This is a genomic window from Flagellimonas ochracea, from assembly GCF_009903685.1.
Taxonomy (GTDB): Bacteria; Bacteroidota; Bacteroidia; order Flavobacteriales; family Flavobacteriaceae; genus Flagellimonas; species Flagellimonas ochracea.
In genome coordinates this window covers 188,938-209,247 of record NZ_JAAABI010000002.1, presented here as the reverse complement: position 1 = coordinate 209,247, position 20,310 = coordinate 188,938, and the positions used below count along the sequence as shown (strand labels likewise).

General features: G+C 41.9%; 19 protein-coding genes and 1 pseudogene. 7 read left to right on the top strand and 13 right to left on the bottom strand.

Going from position 1 to position 20,310, the window contains the following annotated elements; genetic code table 11:
* The first annotated feature begins 13 nt into the window (after positions 1 to 13).
* Genes GTQ34_RS06470 through GTQ34_RS06460 form a run of 3 tightly spaced genes read left to right on the top strand, consistent with a single transcriptional unit; the run spans position 14 to position 1,326 of the window.
* The gene (locus tag GTQ34_RS06470) at positions 14 to 436 is read left to right on the top strand and encodes a SufE family protein (RefSeq protein WP_166522967.1); all 423 of its coding nucleotides are present in this window, start codon (positions 14 to 16) and stop codon (positions 434 to 436) included.
* A gap of 4 nt (positions 437 to 440) precedes the next feature.
* Positions 441 to 770, top strand: a complete 330-nt coding sequence (locus tag GTQ34_RS06465) for an iron-sulfur cluster assembly protein (protein WP_166522966.1) — start codon at positions 441 to 443, stop codon at positions 768 to 770.
* A 46-nt stretch (positions 771 to 816) separates the two neighbouring features.
* Positions 817 to 1,326, top strand: a complete 510-nt coding sequence (locus tag GTQ34_RS06460; RefSeq protein WP_166522965.1) for a DUF2480 family protein — start codon at positions 817 to 819, stop codon at positions 1,324 to 1,326.
* Positions 1,327 to 1,567: 241 nt separating this feature from the next.
* On the opposite strand, the gene GTQ34_RS06455 is transcribed toward GTQ34_RS06460, so the two are convergent.
* Complete coding sequence (locus tag GTQ34_RS06455; RefSeq protein WP_166522964.1) at positions 1,568 to 3,385, bottom strand: BspA family leucine-rich repeat surface protein; 1,818 nt, start codon at positions 3,383 to 3,385, stop codon at positions 1,568 to 1,570.
* Between the two features lie 220 nt (positions 3,386 to 3,605).
* Here GTQ34_RS06455 and GTQ34_RS06450 point away from each other — a divergent pair, with 220 nt between their 5' ends.
* Positions 3,606 to 4,538: a DUF3078 domain-containing protein gene (locus GTQ34_RS06450; RefSeq protein ID WP_166522963.1), complete on the top strand. Its 933-nt coding sequence runs from the start codon at positions 3,606 to 3,608 to the stop codon at positions 4,536 to 4,538.
* 300 nt (positions 4,539 to 4,838) lie between these two features.
* On the opposite strand, the gene hflX is transcribed toward GTQ34_RS06450, so the two are convergent.
* Positions 4,839 to 6,050 (bottom strand): GTPase HflX, encoded by a 1,212-nt coding sequence (hflX, locus tag GTQ34_RS06445; RefSeq protein ID WP_166522962.1) that lies wholly within the window; start codon positions 6,048 to 6,050, stop codon positions 4,839 to 4,841.
* Between hflX and GTQ34_RS06440 the strand changes: the two are divergent.
* Both GTQ34_RS06440 and GTQ34_RS06435 read left to right on the top strand, forming a co-directional pair.
* A pseudogene (locus tag GTQ34_RS06440) lies at positions 6,031 to 7,094 on the top strand (endonuclease/exonuclease/phosphatase family protein). The gene hflX and the pseudogene GTQ34_RS06440 sit on opposite strands and share 20 nt — an antisense overlap.
* A 154-nt stretch (positions 7,095 to 7,248) precedes the next feature.
* The gene (locus tag GTQ34_RS06435; protein ID WP_166522961.1) at positions 7,249 to 9,444 is read left to right on the top strand and encodes a S8 family serine peptidase; all 2,196 of its coding nucleotides are present in this window, start codon (positions 7,249 to 7,251) and stop codon (positions 9,442 to 9,444) included.
* Between the two features lie 83 nt (positions 9,445 to 9,527).
* On the opposite strand, the gene GTQ34_RS06430 is transcribed toward GTQ34_RS06435, so the two are convergent.
* Entirely contained in the window at positions 9,528 to 10,241 is a 714-nt protein-coding gene (locus GTQ34_RS06430; protein WP_166522960.1) for a 3'-5' exonuclease, read from the bottom strand.
* An 83-nt stretch (positions 10,242 to 10,324) separates the two neighbouring features.
* On the opposite strand from GTQ34_RS06430, the gene GTQ34_RS06425 reads away from it, so the two are divergent.
* Positions 10,325 to 11,428, top strand: a complete 1,104-nt coding sequence (locus tag GTQ34_RS06425; RefSeq protein ID WP_166522959.1) for a hypothetical protein — start codon at positions 10,325 to 10,327, stop codon at positions 11,426 to 11,428.
* Here GTQ34_RS06425 and GTQ34_RS06420 read toward each other — a convergent pair.
* The 10 genes from GTQ34_RS06420 to hemA all read right to left on the bottom strand — a co-directional run bounded on the left by GTQ34_RS06420 (position 11,425) and on the right by hemA (position 20,295).
* A complete protein-coding gene (locus GTQ34_RS06420) occupies positions 11,425 to 11,895 on the bottom strand; it encodes a methylated-DNA--[protein]-cysteine S-methyltransferase (protein WP_166522958.1) in 471 nt (156 codons plus the stop codon). The genes GTQ34_RS06425 and GTQ34_RS06420 overlap by 4 nt on opposite strands.
* Positions 11,896 to 11,915: 20 nt before the next feature.
* A complete protein-coding gene (locus tag GTQ34_RS06415) occupies positions 11,916 to 13,016 on the bottom strand; it encodes a CNNM domain-containing protein (RefSeq protein ID WP_166522957.1) in 1,101 nt (366 codons plus the stop codon).
* A gap of 78 nt (positions 13,017 to 13,094) precedes the next feature.
* Positions 13,095 to 14,084, bottom strand: a complete 990-nt coding sequence (gene hemB, locus GTQ34_RS06410; RefSeq protein WP_166522956.1) for a porphobilinogen synthase — start codon at positions 14,082 to 14,084, stop codon at positions 13,095 to 13,097.
* A 48-nt stretch (positions 14,085 to 14,132) separates the two neighbouring features.
* Entirely contained in the window at positions 14,133 to 15,077 is a 945-nt protein-coding gene (locus GTQ34_RS06405) for a DUF4421 family protein (RefSeq protein ID WP_166522955.1), read from the bottom strand.
* The gene (hemF, locus tag GTQ34_RS06400) at positions 15,068 to 15,970 is read right to left on the bottom strand and encodes an oxygen-dependent coproporphyrinogen oxidase (protein WP_166522954.1); all 903 of its coding nucleotides are present in this window, start codon (positions 15,968 to 15,970) and stop codon (positions 15,068 to 15,070) included. The genes GTQ34_RS06405 and hemF overlap by 10 nt, the downstream gene beginning before the upstream one ends.
* The gene (locus GTQ34_RS06395) at positions 15,967 to 16,458 is read right to left on the bottom strand and encodes a DUF6973 domain-containing protein (protein WP_166522953.1); all 492 of its coding nucleotides are present in this window, start codon (positions 16,456 to 16,458) and stop codon (positions 15,967 to 15,969) included. The genes hemF and GTQ34_RS06395 overlap by 4 nt, the downstream gene beginning before the upstream one ends.
* Positions 16,455 to 17,480: a uroporphyrinogen decarboxylase gene (hemE, locus tag GTQ34_RS06390; protein ID WP_166522952.1), complete on the bottom strand. Its 1,026-nt coding sequence runs from the start codon at positions 17,478 to 17,480 to the stop codon at positions 16,455 to 16,457. The genes GTQ34_RS06395 and hemE overlap by 4 nt, the downstream gene beginning before the upstream one ends.
* A complete protein-coding gene (locus GTQ34_RS06385; protein WP_166522951.1) occupies positions 17,473 to 18,138 on the bottom strand; it encodes a uroporphyrinogen-III synthase in 666 nt (221 codons plus the stop codon). The genes hemE and GTQ34_RS06385 overlap by 8 nt, the downstream gene beginning before the upstream one ends.
* On the bottom strand, positions 18,116 to 19,042 hold the full coding sequence (gene hemC, locus GTQ34_RS06380; protein ID WP_166522950.1) for a hydroxymethylbilane synthase: 927 nt from the start codon (positions 19,040 to 19,042) through the stop codon (positions 18,116 to 18,118). Before hemC ends, GTQ34_RS06385 begins: the two co-directional genes overlap by 23 nt.
* Positions 19,039 to 20,295 (bottom strand): glutamyl-tRNA reductase, encoded by a 1,257-nt coding sequence (gene hemA, locus GTQ34_RS06375; protein ID WP_166522949.1) that lies wholly within the window; start codon positions 20,293 to 20,295, stop codon positions 19,039 to 19,041. Before hemA ends, hemC begins: the two co-directional genes overlap by 4 nt.
* Positions 20,296 to 20,310 lie beyond the last annotated feature (15 nt).

Sequence of the window (20,310 nt, the reverse complement as noted above, 5' to 3'; positions counted from 1 at the left end):
ACAAAACGAACAAATGACCATACAAGAGATACAAGAGGAGATAGTGGATGAATTTTCCATGTTCGACGATTGGATGCAACGGTACGAATACATGATTGAACTTGGAAAATCACTTCCTTTGATTGATGATCAATATAAAACGGAAGATTATATCATTAAAGGTTGCCAGAGCAAAGTGTGGGTGCATGCTCAAATGAAGGATGATAAGGTGGTTTTTACAGCGGATAGCGATGCTATTATCACGAAGGGAATCATTGCCATTTTAATACGGGCTTTCAGCAACCAAAAACCACAGGACATCATTGATGCCGATACTTCTTTCATTGATGAAATTGGATTGAAAGAACACTTGTCACCAACACGGGCCAACGGATTGGTAAGTATGATTAAACAATTAAAATTGTATGCGGTGGCCTATCAAACACAATTAAACTAAAAAAATGAGCGAAGAGCTTACCATAGACACACAGGAATTGGGAGAGAAGATCGTAAGGGTTCTAAAAACAATTTACGACCCAGAAATTCCCGTTGATATTTACGAATTGGGACTGATCTATGACGTTTTTGTGAATGAAGAATACGACGTAAAGATTCTGATGACCCTAACCTCCCCCAACTGCCCTGTGGCTGAAACATTGCCAGTGGAGGTGGAAGAAAAAGTAAAATCGTTGGATGAATTGAAGGATGTGGAGGTAGAAATCACTTTTGACCCACCTTGGACTCAAGATTTGATGAGTGAGGAAGCCAAATTGGAACTGGGGCTCTTATGAATTGTCCCCTTAAAGAGGCTTTAGAGGTGCTATAGGAAGATAATAGATGGAAAAAGAAATTATAAATAGAGTAGCCCAAAGCAAGTTGATAACTTTTGATCTCGAGGACTATTACCCAGAAGGGAAAAGGGTGGTTCTCGATATCAAGGATTGGTTGTACGAAGGTATTGTTTTGCGTGAAAAGGAGTTTAGGGGTCATGTGGAAAATGAAGATTGGACCACTTATCAAGACGCTTACGTGGCCCTGACCTGTTCTACAGATGCAATAGTCCCTGGTTGGGCATTCATGCTGGTGACTTCCAAGTTGGCACTGCATGCCAAAAAAGTAGTTGTGGGCAGTTTGGAAGATTTGGAAACGTCCCTATACCAGGCCCAACTTGAAAATTTGGATGTTTCAGAGTTTAAGGGTAAGCCTGTAATCATTAAGGGTTGCTCCAACAAACCCGTACCCCAGAATGCTTATATAATGGCTGTGGAAAAAATACAACAGGTTGCTAGAAGTGTCATGTACGGGGAGGCCTGTTCTTCGGTGCCCTTGTTCAAAAGTAAAACCTGACCTTTACTTCCTTAATTCCAATTGTTCTGATTTCATGGGCAGTTGAGAAATCTTTTCCTTTGGTTGAAAGGGGAAAGATAAAGTTGGAACAAGCAATAAGCGGCGTTATAGAAGTCAGGGCCTTATAGCTGATTTCCATCAAAAAATCGAAAAAAAAGAACCGCCTAAGGACTTAGCCCTCCGACGGTATATTTTTTGCCACTGCATCAGCGGTCTATTTTTCTTGTAAACTTTATACTGATTATGGACAGTTGGCGAGTCCTACATCTCCAACAAAATCCCAGCCAATGCCCTCTAAAATATTCATAGCATCAATCGCGTCTTGTCCACAATATTGCAGTCCATTGGCACCGACTGTTACATCGGGTTGTAGATTTGCCTGCTGGCCGGACCATCCAATCAAGGTGGTATTGTAACTTGTTTGTGACATTCCTGAATTATTAAACATACCTGTAGCGGTTGTAAGACTGGATACGTCCCAATTAGCCAAAGAGTTACTAAAACTTGAAGCATTGTTGAACGTATTGTTCATATTGGTCACATTACTGGTATCCCAATCTCCAATGTTTTTGTTAAAATCAGTGGCATCTTGGAACATGGATTGCATATTTTGAAGACTTGTGGTTGTCCAGCCGCCAATACTTCCATTGAATGAGGTGGCACCCCAAAACATGAAAGCCATATCTTCAATGTTACTGACATCCCAAGAACCGCCTAAACCTTCCATTGAAATGCAGTCGGCAAACGCATAGGCCGCAATGGTAACTTGGGAAAGATTCGGTAGGTCTACTGCATTGATTTCCAAATTGACACAGCCATAAAAGGCATTTTCCATACTTTGCCAAACAATTTCTCCCCACTGGTCAATAGTCCTTAGTTTATGTGCTCCTAAATTGTCAATGCGAATTGCTGGGAACTCTCCTTGAATAATTATTTGATATGGTTGTTGGGAGCCATATTGGTGGTCTATTGAAGATAAACCGGAACCAGTGATAGTTTCGATGATACCGTCCCCCCAATTGATGGTAAAATTGTAATCCAAAAGATTGTTCAGTCCAATTTCAATGGTATCCCCGTTAAAATCCGTTAGCCACGTAGTCACAAAGGTGGAGGGGTCATCTATGGTGATAATGTCCTCTACGTTAATGGTCACGGAAATGGCTATCTCGTTAAAGCCGTCACTAGCAGTAACAGTAATGTTGTGGGCCATAGCGTTCTCATAATCCAGGTTCTTGCCGTCAACGAGGCTCAATTCCCCATCGCTATTGATTTCGAAAAGGTCGTTATCATTATCGGAGATGGAAAGGGTGACGGTTTGTCCTTCCGGATCATCCATATTGATAATCCCTATGATTTCGGTATCGGCAATTGTCTCTTCTGCGGAGAACCCATATTGTGTTTCTCCCGTCGGAGCGAAATCCTCGGCGACATTTATGGTAATATCGGAAGAGGCAACTCCTCCCTGGCCATCACTGACCTCTACGGTTATGGTATGAAGGTCAGCAGTGTCAAAATCGAGCTTTTTGCCCTCAGCCAAACTGAGCAGACCTGTGCTCTCCTCAATGGTGAAAAGGTCATCGTCATTTGTGGCGATCACGAAGACAAGATTATCTTCTTGGTCTTGGTCGGATGCCACTACGGTCCCTATCTCTTTGGCACTTTCCAACACATTGAACTCTTGGGCCGCAATTACCGGAGGGTTATTGGTGGCTACCGGCGCGGTCACGGTGAAGTTGTCGGTACTGGTGGCTGTCTTCCCGCCCACGGCGACGCTCACTTTCCCAGTCGTGGCGCCCTGAGGCACCGTGATGGTGAGCTTTGTGGCCGTCGCCGTACTAACGGTGGCAGTGGTGGAGCCAATCTTCACGGTATTGGCAGAAGCCGTGGTGCTGAAATTGGTTCCGTTGATGGTGACCAGGGTTCCCACAGTTCCCGATTTGGGTGTGAAGCTGGTAATAGTCGGTGTCTGGGCCGTTGGCGTGCTTGGGCCGTTGTCCTTGGAACAGGAGATGACGGCAACTCCCAAAAGGGTTGTAAACAGCAATTTTTTTAATGTCATAATTGAAAATAATTAAAGGTTAGGGAGGCAAGTTGCAAACTATACTGTACACTTTTGGGAGCTAATTGACGGATGGACGGTTTGGGTTGATAGGGAATGGTTTTGCCTGCAAGTCTCTAATTCAGGTCTGACGATATAGAGCGAAAAAGGGATATTGAACGGTGGTGATTTAATGACGACTTTTTTTACTTTTGGGATTCTAAACATTAAACTCCATACTATGAAAAAAGAGCTGCTTTTGGTTATGGCCTTTTTTGGCTTTTTGTTTGCACGTGCACAGACAGCTGAAGAACTCAAAGAACAGATTGCCCCAAAGAAAGATTCCATCGCTGCCATCCAGGGGAGGGTAGATGCTTTACAATCACAATTGGATGCCTTACCGGGATGGAAGATTGGAGCTTTTGGGACTATTGGAGGAAGTATTTCCGAATTCAACAATTGGTTCGCTCAAGGCATCCCCAATAACGCTTCAGGAAATATTGGCTTTACGGTGAATGCTTATGCAAACTTGCAACAGGAAAAATTCTTTTGGCGTAATGCTGTAAATGTGAATTTGGCCTGGGTAAAATTGGATGATAAGGATGACCCGACCGATAATGATGGCTTTCGCGAGGCTACGGATGTTTTTAACCTATCTTCTTTGTACGGAAGAAAGTTGAGTGAAAAGTTTGCCATTTCAGGCTTGGTGGAATACCGAACCACCTTATTGAGCAATGTGAACAACCCTGGATACCTTGATGTAGGTGTGGGAGCCACTTGGACACCAATTACTGATTTGGTAGTAGTGATTCATCCGTTGAACTATAATTTTGTGTTCAGCGAGGAGGACACCATTTTTGAATCTTCAGCTGGAGCCAAGATTTTGGCAGATTACACCAAGAAAATAGGCGCTGTGAGCTTTAAGAGCAATCTCTCCCTATTCCAAAGCTACGAGGATGGTGACCTTAGCAATTGGACGTGGACCAATTCCTTTGCCTATACCTTGTGGAAAGTGATAGGTGTAGGTTTTGATTTTGGATTGCGAAACAACAACCAGGAGACGCTCAATTATATCGTCAACAATGCTCCGACCCCAGACCCTACGGCTACTTTTGATAGCATCGATAAGGAGTTGCAAACCTATTGGACCTTGGGATTGAGCTATTCTTTTTGATAGGAACCACTTAGAACGGACCACATCTCGACTGCGCTCGATATGACCTTAAATAAAAAAGCCCTCAACAATGAGGGCTTTTCTATGGGGTTAATGATTTGAGGTTGTTTTTAAAGCCATGGTCAAAGTAGGTTAAGTCTGTGGCAGATTTGGTTTGGACACTAAGACTTAAAAACAGTATGAAAATAGGTGCTATGTGGTTATCCCTTAAATTTTTGTTGTGAACGTTCAAAAAGTTGTGGTGGAAACATAGGAAGCATGTCATTCATCGAAGAATCAGAACAGCTTGTCTTCCATTGTTCAATACTCGTCAAGATGCTCGGGATATAAAAAGTTGTTGTAGGGGAAACGGGTGACATGGATGTCACGAACTTCATCATAAACCCTTTTTCTAAATTCCTCTAGATTTTCTTTGTTCAACGCTGAGATGAACACGGCACGGTCACCAATTTTATTGAACCAGGTTTTTTTCCAATCCTCTATGGTAAAATGGGCTGAGGTGGGTTCGGTTATTAGATCATCCTCATCAATGGTTTCAGCTTGGTATTGGTCAATTTTATTGAACACCATAATGGTTTTTTTATCCACGCTTTTTATTTCATCCAAAATTTGGTTCACCGAATCGATGTGCTCTTCAAAATTGGGGTGGGAAATATCCACTACATGAAGCAGCAGGTCGGCCTCCCGCACCTCGTCCAGCGTGCTTTTGAAACTTTCCACCAACTGGGTAGGCAGTTTTCGTATAAATCCAACGGTATCGCTCAACAAAAAAGGAAGATTGCCAATGACCACCTTGCGAACCGTGGTGTCCAAGGTGGCAAAGAGTTTGTTTTCGGCAAACACCTCACTTTTACTGATGACATTCATGAGCGTGGATTTGCCCACATTGGTATAGCCCACCAAGGCAACCCGAACCAAAGATCCCCGGTTGCTCCGTTGGGTTTCCATTTGGCGGTCAATTTTTGTGAGCTTCTTTTTTAAGAGCGCAATTCGATCTCTTACAATCCTCCTGTCCGTCTCAATTTCAGTTTCACCGGGTCCCCGCATGCCAATACCTCCACGTTGCCGTTCCAAGTGTGTCCAAAGACCGGTCAATCGGGGCAAAAGGTACTCGTATTGGGCCAGTTCCACTTGTGTTCTCGCATAGCTGGTCTTGGCCCTTTGGGCGAAAATATCCAAAATAAGACCCGTTCTATCCAAAATTTTGCACCGAAGCAGTTTCTCAATATTGTTCTGCTGGGCTGGGGAGAGTTCGTCATCAAAAATAACGGAACCTATTTCATGCTCTTTAACGTATTCCTGCACTTCCTGCATTTTACCACTACCGATATAAGTTTTGGGATTGGGGACCTCAATACGTTGGGTGAACCTTTTTTGTACTTCGCCACCAGCGGTATACGTCAAAAACTCCAATTCGTCTAAATATTCGTTTACCTTGGCCTCATTTTGTACAGCGTTGATTACACCGATAAGCACCGCCTTTTCATAATCTATGGACTTCTTTTCTAGCATTAATAGGAATTATAGTGCAAATCTAATCAATGTTTTGGAAGCGCTTTTTTGTACATTGGATTTTAAACCGACACCAACAGGTCAAATCTCTTTTATATTGGAAGTTAACCGAAATAAATATGCCGTAGCATTCTACAATTTGGAGAATTTTTTTGACACTAACGATGATTCCCATACCCTGGATGATGATTTTACACCGAAGGGTTTTAAAAATGGAATTCTTCAAAATTCAAGAAAAAGGCAAAAAAGATGGGTAAAGCCATTTCAAAAATTGGTTTGGAAGATACAGGTGGCCCTCCTGCGCTGGTTGGTATTGCGGAGGTCGAAAACAAAGTGGTAATACAGCAGCTCCTACAATCGAAAGCGCTACGGGACGAGCCGTATGATTTTGTTCATTTCGATTCTCCGGATGAACGGGGGATTGATACTGCACTCATCTACCATAAGACCTATTTTAAGGTACTGAAATCAGAAACCTTACCGTTGTTGATTATCAATGATACCGGAGAAAGGGACTTTACCCGGGATATTTTGTACGTCTGTGGCAAACTGAACCAAGAGGAGATACATGTGTTTGTTAACCACTGGCCATCGCGAAGGGAAGGAGAAGAAACCACCCGTTACAAGCGGATCAGGGCTGCGGAAACTGTATTGAGAAAAATAAGCACTTTGGGAGAAGATGCGACAAACATCATAATAATAGGGGATTTTAATGATGACCCCAATTCAGAAAGTATAGAAAGACTTATGTCTTCGGGTTGGTTTATAAATCCAATGCAAAAATTGCTCTCACCTGTATCGGGAAGTGCAAATTACAAGGGTAAATGGAGTCTGTTTGATCAAATATTGGTTTCCCATACTTTTTTGAACCACCAAAAAGGCACCCACCGTTTTGAAGCTGCCCAGGTTTTCGCTCCTCAATTTTTAAAGGAATGGAGGGGAAAGTATAAAGGAAATCCCTTCCGGACATTTGCAGGGAGGAAGTACTTGGGGGGTTATAGCGATCATTTTCCCGTTTATGTAGTCCTTGAAAGACAAATTTAAAAGAAGGAAAAGGACTACAAACCACAGAAAATCACATTTTCACAACAGCTTTGCAGAAATAACTATGTAGTTCATCGAATTAAGAGGGGCTTTTGTCGATAGTATTTTATCATCAATATATATTTGTAGTCCAAATCTTACTTAAACTTGCCCTATGGATTACAGAATAATTTTCAATGCTGTTGGAGTTTACTTCCTGATTATACTCTTGCATGTTGGTGGTTTTTCAGTTTTTGGACAGACCCAAAATGCCAAGGAGCAAATCAAATCTACATACAATCAAGCTAAATTGGGAAACCTTATTTCCCAATGGGAGGAAGAGCATCGACTCAATACTTCTAAAATCGGTACGGCCTTACAATCCAAAGGATGGAAGAAATCGGAAAAATTAAGTGATGGGTCTTTTGTTTCTGTACAAGAAATTGGAACAGACGGAACGGCAATTTTTTATACGACCTTCAGTACGCCCATGGGTCAGGCATCACGAGCCAATGCTCTGTACAGCAATGGATTGTTGAATTTAGGGTTGGATGGAAGCGGTATGAATGTGGGCGTTTGGGATGCTGGTGTAGCCCTTACCACGCATCAAGAATTTAATGGCAGAGCCATAAACGCTGATCAATCTGATGAAATTAACCTGCACGGCACCCTGGTTACCGGGAGTTTGATTTCAACAGGAATTAAACCAGATGCCAAGGGGACAGCCTATGGAGCAACTGCTCTGACCCACGATTGGACCCGTGACAAAATAGAAGTGGCGCAAGCTGCTGCAGAGGGACTTCTGCTGAGCAATCATTCCTACGGTATAAAAACGGACCGCGTGCCCAATTGGTATTTTGGTTCCTATATAAAGGTTTCCCAAGACTGGGATAAGATTATGTACCATGCTCCTTATTATTTGATGGTCACTGCAGCGGGCAATGCACAAAATTCTTATGATAATGAAAACCCCAATTTTGGTAAAACGGCAGATGGTTTTGATTTGTTGTTGGGATTCACCACATCAAAAAATGGACTTACCATTGCTGGTGCAAATACCCAATTTGGAAGTAATGGCGAATTGAAGGAGGCCAACGTTGCAGGATACAGCAGTTTTGGCCCTGTCGATGATGGTAGGATAAAACCTGATTTGGCAGGTGAGGGTTCTACCATTCTTTCAACTGCTTCTGCCCACAATACCAGTTATCAAACATCTGCGGGAACCTCCATGGCAGCCCCTAGCGTAACAGGTTCGTTGTTGTTGTTGCAGCAGTATCATGAAGAATTGTTTGGAGGCTATATGAAGGCAGCTACACTCAAAGGTCTGGCATTGCATACTACAGATGATGTGCATGCTAAGGGACCTGATTATAAAATGGGTTGGGGCATAATGAACGCCAAAGCAGCAGCGGAGGTGTTACAAAACAAGGATTACACTACTTTGATCAATGAAGAAAGCTTGTCACAGGACGAAACCTTTTCCATAACCGTTACCGCCAATGGCATTGAACCATTGATGGCTTCCATTTCATGGACAGACCCTGAAGGAGAACACATCAACCGCGGTGAACTTAATGCAATGACTCCTGCTTTGACCAACGATTTGGACATAAGGATTACGAAAGATGGAGAAACCTTTTTTCCGTGGAAGTTAAACCCAGCTAAGGCCAACGAAGCTGCTACCCGTGGTGATAACCAAGTGGACCCTTTTGAAAGGGTGGAGCTTGCCAATGCCAAAGGAGAGTACACCATTACAGTATCGCATAAAGGAACTCTAAAGAATGGAATACAAGATTTTTCCCTAATTGTAACTGGAGCGCAAATATCTTTATGTAACATTGATATTCCTTCCAACTTGGATCTAGACTCCTCTGACGAAACAAGTACTTCCATTATATGGTCCGAAGCAAAGGAGACGCTTTTTGAAGTGCAGTATAGGGCCTATGGTACAGATGTGTGGAACAGTGCATTGCTCTGGGATAACAAAGCCCCTCTTTCTAATTTAGAAAAAGGAACCGTTTATGAAGCCAGGGTAAGGTCTATTTGCTCAGAAAATGCGGTATCCGAATTTTCCGAAACCCTTGAGTTTGAATTTAATGGTGCCGCAACCGAATTGTATAGCTACGTTCCCCTATCCTATAATGATGGGCTGGAGGTTTCGGTATACCCCAATCCAGCGGTGCATCAAATATCGGTTCAAGCAGAGCTTTCCAAAGATGCTGAATATTCTATAGTTACTACTTCAGGAAATATTATCAAAAAAGGAGGAATAAATGGTTCCATCGATGTTTCCTCTTTGTCCTCAGGATTATATGTGCTGGTTGTACAAGACTACGCAGGCATAAAAAGCACTAAATTTTATAAGAATTAAACGGATGACTCCATTAAAACCAAAAGAAATATATTCTGAAAGTGGAACCATAAAACTTGGAATCGGAGGATTATCGTTCACCATTATACTTTTTTGATTTCCTCATCGACCAACAAATCCTCATTGCGTAATCTTAGAAACACTTGTGCCGTGGTCACCACATCCAATTCACAGTAGGTAACAATTCGGTCTAAATCGTGTTCCCCGTAGAATACATCCTTTACCATACTGCCGTCCATATCCTCTTTTGGGGAAGGAATTCCTAATACATGGGCCAATAGTTTCAGCGAGGTGTAGTGTTTATAGTCCCCAAATTTCCAAAGCTCCATAGTGTCCAAATGAGGCACTTCCCACGGTTTTTTGCCGAACAAATCCAATTTATAGGGAAGTTCCAGACCATTAATTATCATTCTTCGTGCGATATACGGAAAGTCAAACTCCTTGCCATTATGTGCACATAGCAAGTGTTTGGCTTGATTGAAATGGTTCATCAGCAATTCCTTAAACTGCTTAAGGATTTTCACTTCATCACCATAAAAGGAAGTAACTCTAAAAGCTCTTTGTGACGTCTTTAAAGCAAAAAAACCAACCGAAATACAGACAATTTTCCCAAATTCGGCCCAAATGCCAGCTCGATCGTAAAATTCTGCAGCGGTCATCTCATCTTTTCGTTGATACGCTGATTTTTGTTCCCAGAGTGCCTGGGAGGTTTCATCCAAATCAGAAAACTCCGGTTTTTGGGGTACGGTTTCTATGTCCAAAAAGAGGACGTGCTCCAAAGGTATTTTTTTGATCATGCAGGAAAATACTAATTTGGAATAGAAAAGTGACTAGGGAAACAATAAATCGTATATTGTAATTGACAAAAAGCGCTTTGAAATTGAGAGATTGGATATGGATGGTGGCTATTCTGCTCTTGGCAGGATGTTCTACCGATGATGACTCGACATTGGATGCTTCGAAATTTCCAGGAACAAAATTTACTGTAATTGGAGAGGATTTAAACAAGGTCTACCAATTCTCCTACGATTCGGAAATGGCATCTGCAACTACGTTTGACCTGACCTTGGATATGGGGGTAGAAACTGATTACCTGACCTTGAGGCAAACAGGGGATTTACTCTCATTTTATAGTTTTTTCCAAGGAAAGTTTTCCATTGCGCTCAAGGAACTTACCACAGGAGACATAAGGGTTTTTGAGGATTTTTATACAAACACACCAGAAAGATCTATCACTTGGGGGATAAACAATTCCAGCAACGTCTTTTTTGGATATTTCGGACCCTTTGACAGCCCAAATCTTGGTCTTCAGGATGTACAATTGGAGGGTCCTGAAAGCGAAGATGTGGTTGTGGATTTTAATGTAGGGGCCACTTTTGACCCTATGCTTTTTGATGAAAGGCTTTATATGCCTTTCAGGGACAATCTAGGAAACTATAAACTGACTTTTTATGACTTGGATTCCAAGGTTTTAGGCCCCACTTTAAGTTTTGGACTCGATTCATTTGGTTTTTTTATAACACAGAATGGGGATTTGGCCATCATAAAGAATGATAGCAATTCCACCTTGGAACTTTATGATGCTTTGGATTTGTCATTTCAAGAAAGCATCGTTCTGAACATTACATTGGGGTCTTCCATAGGAGCTATACATGATGCCATTTTGATTGGGGATGAACTTTATTTCAACTTCATTTATCCGCAACCTTCCCGATTTGTTGAAGGACCGGCGATTTACAATCTCAATACCATGGAAACCAAATTAGTGGACATAGGGGGCTTGGTGAATCAAGTTGAGGCTGAAATAGAAAAATCGGTATTACTGATCAATCAAGTATTTGATCCGTTACAACGTATTTTTTTGATTGGATATGGTACCTCAGGGGATGTGGTCGAAGGTGGGGTTATGGTAGCTTCCGAAACCGGTGAACTGTTGGACTTGGTTTCACTGCCCTTTTTCCCAACGTATTTTGTGCGCAACTAAAAAAGAGCCTGCTGTTTTACAGGACTTTCATGTTCCAAAAGCCACTTCTTTCGATACAATCCTCCTGCATAACCTGTTAAATCTCCATTGCTTCCAATTACTCTATGGCAAGGGACAACTATCCAAAGCGGATTTTTGCCGTTGGCCGCGGCTACTGCCCTTATGGCTTTTACATCACCCAATTTTTTGGAAAGCTCAAGATAGGAGATGGTTTTTCCATGTGGAATTTCCAAAAGGGAATTCCAGACTTTTTTTTGAAAATCGGTGCCCTTTGGATTCAAAGTAAGGTCAAAATGCTTACGATTACCTTCAAAATACTCCTTGAACTGACAAACAGCACCCTCCAATGCTTCTGGAATAATACCAATAGGTTTGTTTATATCCAATACAGAAACTGAAATCAATCCATTTTCATCACCATGAAATTCTGCTGTACCTATAGGTGTTTGTAAATAAGCAACTTCCATTGTTTTATTTAAACTTATTTTTAAATAATTCCTAAACGCTTAGCACGGCTCTCCCAGTTCTTTCTTGCCAGCATTTGCAGGTCTTCCACATTATCACTTTCATCCATAATTTCAAGTCCAAGCAGTGTTTCAATGACATCTTCCATGGAGACTAGTCCGCTGACGGAACCATATTCATCCACGACGAGTGAAATATGCTCCCGTTTCTTGACAAACTCTTCAAAGAGCTCGGGAATGGGTTTGTTTCTGTTGGTGACCAATATTTCCCTTTTTAAAGTGGCAAGAGTTTCACTTCCTTTTTTGTTTATTATGGCCTCCATAAGCTCATCCTTGAGAAAGAATCCGGTGATGTTGTCCATTCGACCCAGGTACAATGGAATTCTAGAAAATCGTAAAGGGCGGTTGGTCTCAAAAAACTCTTTGATGGTCGTATCTTCTGAGGCAATTTTCATCACGGTTCGTGGGGTCATGACATCTTTGGCCAAAATTTCATCGAACTTGAGAAGGTTTTTGATGACCGTGGATTCGGATTCCTGAAACACGCCTTCTTCATGGGCGATATCGGTCATGGCTGTAAAATCCTCTCTGCTTAGAACGCTTCCATGATGTCCTTTTTTTCCAATCAAACGTGTGAAAAGTTGAAGTAGCCACAGCAGCCCCGTCCATTTTAGAACGAATACCATCAATGTTAATGCCTTAGAAGTAAAATTGGCCAACTGTTTCCAATACGTTGCTCCTATGGTTTTGGGAATGATTTCGGAAGCTATCAATATAAGAATGGTCATAATTGTGGAGACCACACCAACCATAAGGTCTTCCGTAAACTTAAACCCTAGGATAGAACGAGTCGTGGTTCCATAGAGCTCGGTATAGGCCACTTTGGCTTGAACACCTACCAAAATGGCGCCCACGGTATGGGCAACGGTGTTCAGCGTAAGAATGGCAATGAGTGGCTTGTCCACATCTTTTTTTAAAGATTCTAAGGTAGCGGCATATTCTTTTCCAGCCTGTTTTTTTATGTTGATGAACGTGGGTGTTATGCTCAGCAAAACAGCCTCCAAAATGGAGCACAAAAACGAGAAGAAAATTGAAATAAGGGCATAAAAGAATAGAAGTCCCATATGTTTTTAACTTGAGTACCAAGATAGGGAATAGCAATCAATTTAGAGTAGTGAATATTTATTCCAGATTGATTGCGGTCAGCCACAAACCTTAACGAAGTCCTTCGCGAAATAACTGGCTATAATGTCTGCACCGGCCCTTTTTATGGCCGTAAGCTGTTCCAACATCACGGCATCATGGTCCAACCAGCCTTTTTCAGCAGCGGCTTTCAGCATGGCATATTCTCCCGAAACCTGATACACGGCAACCGGTACGTCCACTTCGTTCTTTATTTCACGAACGATGTCCAAATAACATAGTCCAGGCTTTACCATCACAATATCGGCGCCTTCATCGATGTCCATTTGGGTCTCTCGAACCGCCTCATATCGATTGGCATAATCCATTTGATAGGTTTTTTTGTCCTTGGGGACATTGGCCACATCAACTGGAGCAGAATCCAAAGCATCCCGAAAAGGACCATAAAAGGCACTGGCATATTTTGCCGAGTAGCTCATAATGCCTGTATTGGTGAAGCCCTCATCTTCCAAGGCTTCACGAATAGTTAAGATTCTGCCATCCATCATATCGCTCGGTGCCACAAAATCGGCTCCGGTCTTGGCATGGGAGACACTCATTTCCGCCAAGACCTCGGCGGTTTCATCATTCAGTATTTGCCCATTAGCAACAATGCCATCATGGCCATATGATGAATAGGGGTCAAGTGCAACATCGGTCATAACCAACATTTCAGGGCAAACATTTTTTATGGTCTTGACGGCACGTTGCATTAACCCATTGGGATTAATTGCTTCGGTTCCTTTGTTGTCTTTTAGTTTTTCATCAACCTTTACAAAAAGAAGCACCGCACAAAGCCCCATTTTCCATAGTTCCTTTATTTCCTTTTCCAAAAGGTCAAGACTAAGGCGATAGTAATTGGGCATAGAGGGGATTTCTTCTTTTATACCCTTGCCTTCGACCACGAAAAGCGGCACTAAAAAATCATCTGGGGTAACAATGGTTTCCCGAATCAGTCTACGGATGGATTCGGAGGTACGAAGTCTTCGATTTCTAATTAATGGATACATCGTATTCGGAATAATTTGTTTGAATTAAGCTCAAGTTCGAAAATTAATCTAATCGAGCCCATATTTTTTATTGAATTTATCTGCTTTTTCTACCCACTTTTTAGGGGCATTGAACCGATACCCCAAATAAAATTCAACAAATGACAACGAGTCGGCCACCGCGGTGGTTTCATCATCTTCATAAGCGAGTACCTGTGCATTCAGATTAACTCCTGTGAAAAAGTTTTCTGAATTATAGCCCAACACCGTTCTAAAGATAGCTTGCGCAAGAAAATTTGCAGAAGTATCTCCGTTGGAACTAGAAATGTGCATTCCAGCACCCAACGTGCCCCCGGCTCCTAAAATTATGTGCTTTGCTAAAACCAAGTTGTAATAATATCCTGGTCCCACAGCCAAATTTAAGGTGTGTTCCGTGTTAACAAGAGCTTCAGGATTTTCAAAACTAAAGCGGGTATAGTAGTACGTGAACCTAGGAATGAAACTTCCTGCACTTTTCTTTTGCCATTCATTTTGAAAGCCTATCGCTCTGAAAGAAAAGTTTTTGTTGAAAATTCGGCTTGTGGAACCACCAATTTTTAAGGTTTTGAGTTCTGGAAAGTATATTGCCCCTCCTTCAATATTGGCAAAAAAGCCCTTTTGATTGTAAAAGTCCAGGGTTTGCATCCATTGTCCCAAAAACATCCTAAAGTTAAGGGTAAATAATCTTGAGCCATCATTATCTTGATTTTCGGAAAGAAAGTTTGGAGCATAACCGAAATCAAGTTCAATGGACCTGAAAAGGAATGAAACCCCCAGATAGGTTTTATTGTTGGGTGCGAATTCCACTTCTGAATTGTCTTCTTCGTTGAAAACGGTAAAACTGTTGGATGTATTCTGCATCCCCAAGCGAACGGTAAGTTTTTCTGGAAAGCTTCTTATATAGGGTTCGTCTTGGCTCCAAACTGAACAAGATACCAGGACGAACCCTATACAAAGCTTTATTTTCAAACCCATGCCTTAGGATTTTGAAGCACTTCAACCAATTTGGCTTCTTCACTTTCTTTTGCTGGATGATGGTCATACCTCCATTGCACATGGGGGGGCAAACTCATCAGAATACTTTCAATACGTCCGTTGGTCCGCAACCCAAAAAGAGTTCCCTTATCATGAACTAAGTTGAATTCCACATAGCGGCCACGTCGTATTTCTTGCCAATTCCTTTGGTCTTGGGTAAAGGGTAGGTCTTTTCGTTTTGTAACGATGGGTATGTACGCTTCCAAAAAACTATCGCCAACCTCCGTTACAAACTGATACCAATCTTCTATGCTCATGGTGTCCGTTGCTTTGCAATAATCAAAAAACAAGCCGCCCACACCACGCGCTTCGTTTCGATGGGTATTCCAGAAATAATTATCGCATTTTTCTTTATACGTGGGATAAAATTCGGGGTCATGGGCATCACAGGCCTTTTTGCAAATTTGATGAAAATGTGTTGCATCCTCCTCGAATAGATAATACGGAGTAAGATCTTGTCCGCCACCGAACCATTGGTCCACGATGTCACCCTGTTTATCATACATTTCAAAATAACGCCAATTGGCATGGACGGTGGGCACCATGGGGCTTTTTGGATGTATGACCAAACTGAGGCCACAGGCAAAAAAATCGGCATCCTTTACACCAAAATAATCTTGCATGCTCTTGGGTAGTTCTCCATGTACTTTTGAAATGTTCACTCCACCTTTTTCGAACACGGCACCATTTTCAATTACCCGTGTTCTTCCACCCCCACCTTCGGGACGTTGCCATAGGTCTTGTTGAAATCTGACTTTTCCATCGATTTCTTCCAATTTGGAGGTTATCGAGTCCTGTAGGTCTTGAATGTAATCGTAAAATTTGCTTTTCATCGATCTATAATATGTACCAATTGGTCTTTATACATGGACAAATCTGAATTTTCATCAATTTTAATTGAATCTTTCGTCATTTCCTTAAGAAGTTTAAGGACTTCATCTTCTGATGTGGTCAAATTTTGCTCAAAAACCATTCGACCGACAGCATTGTTGTGAAAATCCATTTTTTTGGCCAGTTGATTATTTGGAAAAGCGTTTTCATGCCAATCTGTGATTCTTTTGGCCCAACTTAAAACAGTTTCATAATTGTTTGCCCATTTTAAACATCTTTTTGCAATCAAATAATTCCAGAAAGCATGCCTGAAGGCATTTGCCCGTCCATTTTTGTGATGCAGTTTACCATAGTTTTTTGTAGCTATTTTAATGCATTGCCTAGTTGCCTCAATCGTTGGGGTCACAAAAAGAGGCCGCTTCAATCCAATAAAAATAATTTTCAGTATATTTTTAAGGCTTGCCCGCTTAAGTAACGCTATGGGATTCACGCTTTAAATTCTTTTACTGCGTCAACAAATGCTTTGGCATGGTCCACAGGAATATTGGGTAGAATGCCGTGACCCAAGTTTGCCACATATTTGTCCTTCCCAAAATCATGTATCATTTGGGTGACCATTTTCCTAATTTGATTAGGAGGTGAAAGCAATCTTGCTGGGTCAAAATTACCTTGGAGGGTAACATTGCCTCCGGTCAAATACCTGGCATTTTGGGGCGAACAGGTCCAATCCACACCTACCGCTGCTGCTCCAGATTGGGCCATTTCTTTTAAAGCAAACCAGCAGCCCTTTCCAAATACGATTACAGGAGCAATATCTTTAAGTGCGTTAACAATCTGCTGGATGTATTGCCAAGAAAATTCTTGATAGTCTTTAGGCGATAGCATTCCTCCCCATGAATCAAAAACCTGAACGGCATTTACTCCAGCTTTCACCTTGGCCTTTAGATAAGCAATGGTAGTGTCTGTAATTTTTTGAAGCAATTGGTGCGCAAGCTCTGGTTGTGTGAAACAAAACCCACGCGCTTTGTCAAAGCTTTTGCTTCCCTGCCCCTCTACACAATAGCAGAGCAACGTCCATGGTGAACCGGCAAACCCAATCAACGGAATTTCATCGTTCAGTTTTTCTTTGGTAGCAGTAATGGCCTCCATCACATAACCCAGGGCTTCTCCAACTTCTGGTATAATTACTCGATCTAGGTCTTCTTTAGAGCGAATAGGGCTTGGCAGATACGGTCCGAAATTGGGTTTCATTTCCACTTCGATGTTCATGGCCTGTGGAATCACCAAAATATCACTGAACAAAATGGCAGCATCCATTCCATACCTTCGAATGGGCTGCACGGTTATTTCGGAGGCCAATTCGGGCGTTTGACACCGGGTAAAAAAATCGTATTTCTTTCGAATCTCCATAAATTCTGGCAAATAACGACCGGCTTGGCGCATCATCCAAACCGGAGGACGGTCAACCGTTTCACCTTTTAGAGCTCTAAGAAACAAATCGTTTTTAATCATTTTTTTTGAAATGTTTTATTGCCTGTACCAACAGGTTCTCCACTGTGGGTTTATTGGCGACTGATATATTATTTGAATGTTTTTTAGCTTCCGAAGCTGTGGTGTCCCCAATACAGAAAAGCATGCTATTATTGATGACGTTTTTTGAAAGATAACTTTTTATACCACTGGGGCTGAAGAATAGAATTGCATCGAATTCCTGGTTGAAGGCTTTTGGTACAAGATGGGTACGGTACACTTCAATTTCTTTATACCGAATGTTATTTTCTAGAAGTGCTTCCGGAAGCTCATTTCTTCTTAAGTTTCCACAAAGGAAAAGGAAAGCCTCATTTTTATGGTTTTTTGATATAAAACTGGCCAAATTTGAAGCATTTTCCTCCATTTTCACTACGTTTAAACCATTCTCGATTAATAGATGTGCAGTTTTTGAGCCAACACAAAATGCGCGAAAGGGGGATTTTTCCAATGATTTTGTGCTACTCAGAAATGCTTTTACTGCGTTCTTGCTTGTAAAAATAAAATTCTTGTTGTCCAATGGAATTTCAACATCTGACAATTCAATACGAAGCGCATCATATTCCACCAGCCCCAAACCTGAGTTTAGAAACAGTTCCTTTTGGGATGGTGTTAGAATTTTAGTGGAGAGCACTGTTTTCATTTCTAATTTCCTGCATCAATTTATCGCCTCCCGAATTCAAAACTTCTTGGGCACAGACTTCCCCAAAGCCTTCGGTTTTGGATAAAGGAATCTCCTTTTTAACTTCGATTTTCTGTTTGCCATCCAGAGAGAACAAAGCACCTTGAAAGTGCACGTTTTGGTCCATTATTTGGGCCAAGGCCCCTATCGGAGCAGTACAGCCTCCTTCCAGAGTCCTTAGAAACAGTCGTTCAATACTAGTTGCGATTTCCGTTTCTCTATGGTTAAGCTTCGCAAGGACTTTTGCCAGAGTAATATCCTCTTCCTTCGCCACCACCATCATGGCCCCTTGGGCAGGCGCGGGAATCATCCAGTCCAAAACCAAGACATCTTTGGGCAATAATTTGATCCGTTCCAATCCCGCTTGTGCAAAAATGGCTCCTTGCCAATCATTTTCAATTACTTTGAGGAGACGGGTGTTGACATTTCCTCTAAGATTCACGATCTTGTGGTTTGGGTATTTATGTAACCACTGGGCCTTTCTTCTCAAACTTCCAGTAGCAATGGTAGCAACTTGGCCTGATTCTAAAAAATCCAATCCTTTGTGCACCAGGACATCATGGGCAATGGCGCGGTCCAGCACGGCAGCCCGAACAATGCCTTTTGGCAGTTGGGTGGGCACATCTTTCATGGAATGTACGGCAATGTCTATCTGATCTTTCAATAAGGCGATATCCAAGGTTTTAGTAAATATTCCCGTAATGCCCAATTCGTAAAGGGGCTTGTCCAAAACCTGGTCACCGGTGGATTTTAGGGGCACTAAAGTGGTGTCGTGGCCTAGGGCCTCCAATTTGTTTTGTACGGTGGTGGCTTGCCATAGTGCAAGTTCACTATCGCGGGTTCCGATTCGTATGATTTTACTCATTTAGAATGGATTTCTAGCTGAAAGACCTTTTGTATAAGTTCTAGGCTGTCCTCGGTATCCACCTCAGAACGCTTTAAATGGTTGGCAAACTGTTTGGTTATCTTTTGAATGATGCGTTCCGAAATTATTTCCGCCTGATCTTGGTTGAAGTCGTCTAATTTTTTGGAGTGGAAATCAATTTCCTCCTCTTTCATGGTTTTCAATTTTTCCTTTAGCGCATGTATCACCGGAGCAAACTTTCGGGTTTCGAGCCATTTTAGGAAATCTTTTCTTACCTCTTGAATAATGGCCTCAGCTTTCGGGACCTGTTTTTTTCTTCTGGCAAGTGTGTCATCTGTAATCTGTGAAAGCTGATCCAAATGTACCAAGGACACATTGGGAAGCTCCAGGACATCGTCCGATACATTTTTTGGAACCGAAAGGTCCAAAATTAACAATGGTTTTTTAGGATAAATCAATGCTTTCGACACCGTGGGCAGTTGGGCTCCCGTAGCTACAACAAGGATGTCTGTTTTTCGGATTTCGGTCTGGAGATCACCATAATCTTTAACGGCCAGCTTAAATTTTCCAGCAATATTTTCAGCCTTTTCCCGAGTACGATTAATCAGGGTAATGTGTGAATGCTTAGAATGTTTTACCAGATTTTCACAGGTGTTTCTTCCAATTTTGCCCGTGCCAAAAAGCAAGATGTTCTTTTCTGAAATATCGGGAAAAGTATCCAGAATATATTTTACAGAAGCAAAAGCGACCGAAGTGGCACCCGAAGACAACTCTGTTTCATTTTTGATACGCTTACTGGCCTGAATCACTGAATTGCACAAGCGTTCCAAGAAAGGGTTGGCCATATCGTGCTTCTTTGCTCGGTAAAATCCTTGCTTAATCTGACTGATGATTTCAAAGTCGCCCAAAATTTGACTGTCCAAACCGGTCCCCACTTTAAACACATGGGCAATGGCGTCATGGTTTTTGTATACATAGGCCACCTCTTGAAACTCTTCCAGCGTTCCATGGGTCTGGTCGCAAAGTAGTTTTATAAGTTGGTAGGGGTGTTGTGCGAAACCATAGAGTTCGGTTCTGTTGCATGTTGAGATGGCAAGAAGTCCATCAACACCAATCTCCTTGGCCTTGCGTAAAATATGATCGATAGAAGGAACATCAAGACTGAACTTTCCTCTCACCTCAGCATCTGCCTTTCTATAACTCAACCCAACGGCATAGAAGGAATTATGTTTTGAAATATGGTAGTTCCTCATAAAGGATAAAATCGC

Bases quoted from the DNA above. Each gene is read 5' to 3' on its own strand.
- GTQ34_RS06470 (WP_166522967.1), top strand. From the start codon at position 14: ATGACCATACAAGAGATACAAGAGGAGATAGTGGATGAATTTTCCATG.
- GTQ34_RS06465 (WP_166522966.1), top strand. From the start codon at position 441: ATGAGCGAAGAGCTTACCATAGACACACAGGAATTGGGAGAGAAGATC.
- GTQ34_RS06460 (WP_166522965.1), top strand. From the start codon at position 817: ATGGAAAAAGAAATTATAAATAGAGTAGCCCAAAGCAAGTTGATAACT.
- GTQ34_RS06455 (WP_166522964.1), bottom strand. From the start codon at position 3,385: ATGACATTAAAAAAATTGCTGTTTACAACCCTTTTGGGAGTTGCCGTC.
- GTQ34_RS06450 (WP_166522963.1), top strand. From the start codon at position 3,606: ATGAAAAAAGAGCTGCTTTTGGTTATGGCCTTTTTTGGCTTTTTGTTT.
- hflX (WP_166522962.1), bottom strand. From the start codon at position 6,050: ATGCTAGAAAAGAAGTCCATAGATTATGAAAAGGCGGTGCTTATCGGT.
- GTQ34_RS06435 (WP_166522961.1), top strand. From the start codon at position 7,249: ATGGATTACAGAATAATTTTCAATGCTGTTGGAGTTTACTTCCTGATT.
- GTQ34_RS06430 (WP_166522960.1), bottom strand. From the start codon at position 10,241: ATGATCAAAAAAATACCTTTGGAGCACGTCCTCTTTTTGGACATAGAA.
- GTQ34_RS06420 (WP_166522958.1), bottom strand. From the start codon at position 11,895: ATGGAAGTTGCTTATTTACAAACACCTATAGGTACAGCAGAATTTCAT.
- GTQ34_RS06415 (WP_166522957.1), bottom strand. From the start codon at position 13,016: ATGGGACTTCTATTCTTTTATGCCCTTATTTCAATTTTCTTCTCGTTT.
- hemB (WP_166522956.1), bottom strand. From the start codon at position 14,084: ATGTATCCATTAATTAGAAATCGAAGACTTCGTACCTCCGAATCCATC.
- GTQ34_RS06405 (WP_166522955.1), bottom strand. From the start codon at position 15,077: ATGGGTTTGAAAATAAAGCTTTGTATAGGGTTCGTCCTGGTATCTTGT.
- hemF (WP_166522954.1), bottom strand. From the start codon at position 15,970: ATGAAAAGCAAATTTTACGATTACATTCAAGACCTACAGGACTCGATA.
- hemE (WP_166522952.1), bottom strand. From the start codon at position 17,480: ATGATTAAAAACGATTTGTTTCTTAGAGCTCTAAAAGGTGAAACGGTT.
- GTQ34_RS06385 (WP_166522951.1), bottom strand. From the start codon at position 18,138: ATGAAAACAGTGCTCTCCACTAAAATTCTAACACCATCCCAAAAGGAA.
- hemC (WP_166522950.1), bottom strand. From the start codon at position 19,042: ATGAGTAAAATCATACGAATCGGAACCCGCGATAGTGAACTTGCACTA.
- hemA (WP_166522949.1), bottom strand. From the start codon at position 20,295: ATGAGGAACTACCATATTTCAAAACATAATTCCTTCTATGCCGTTGGG.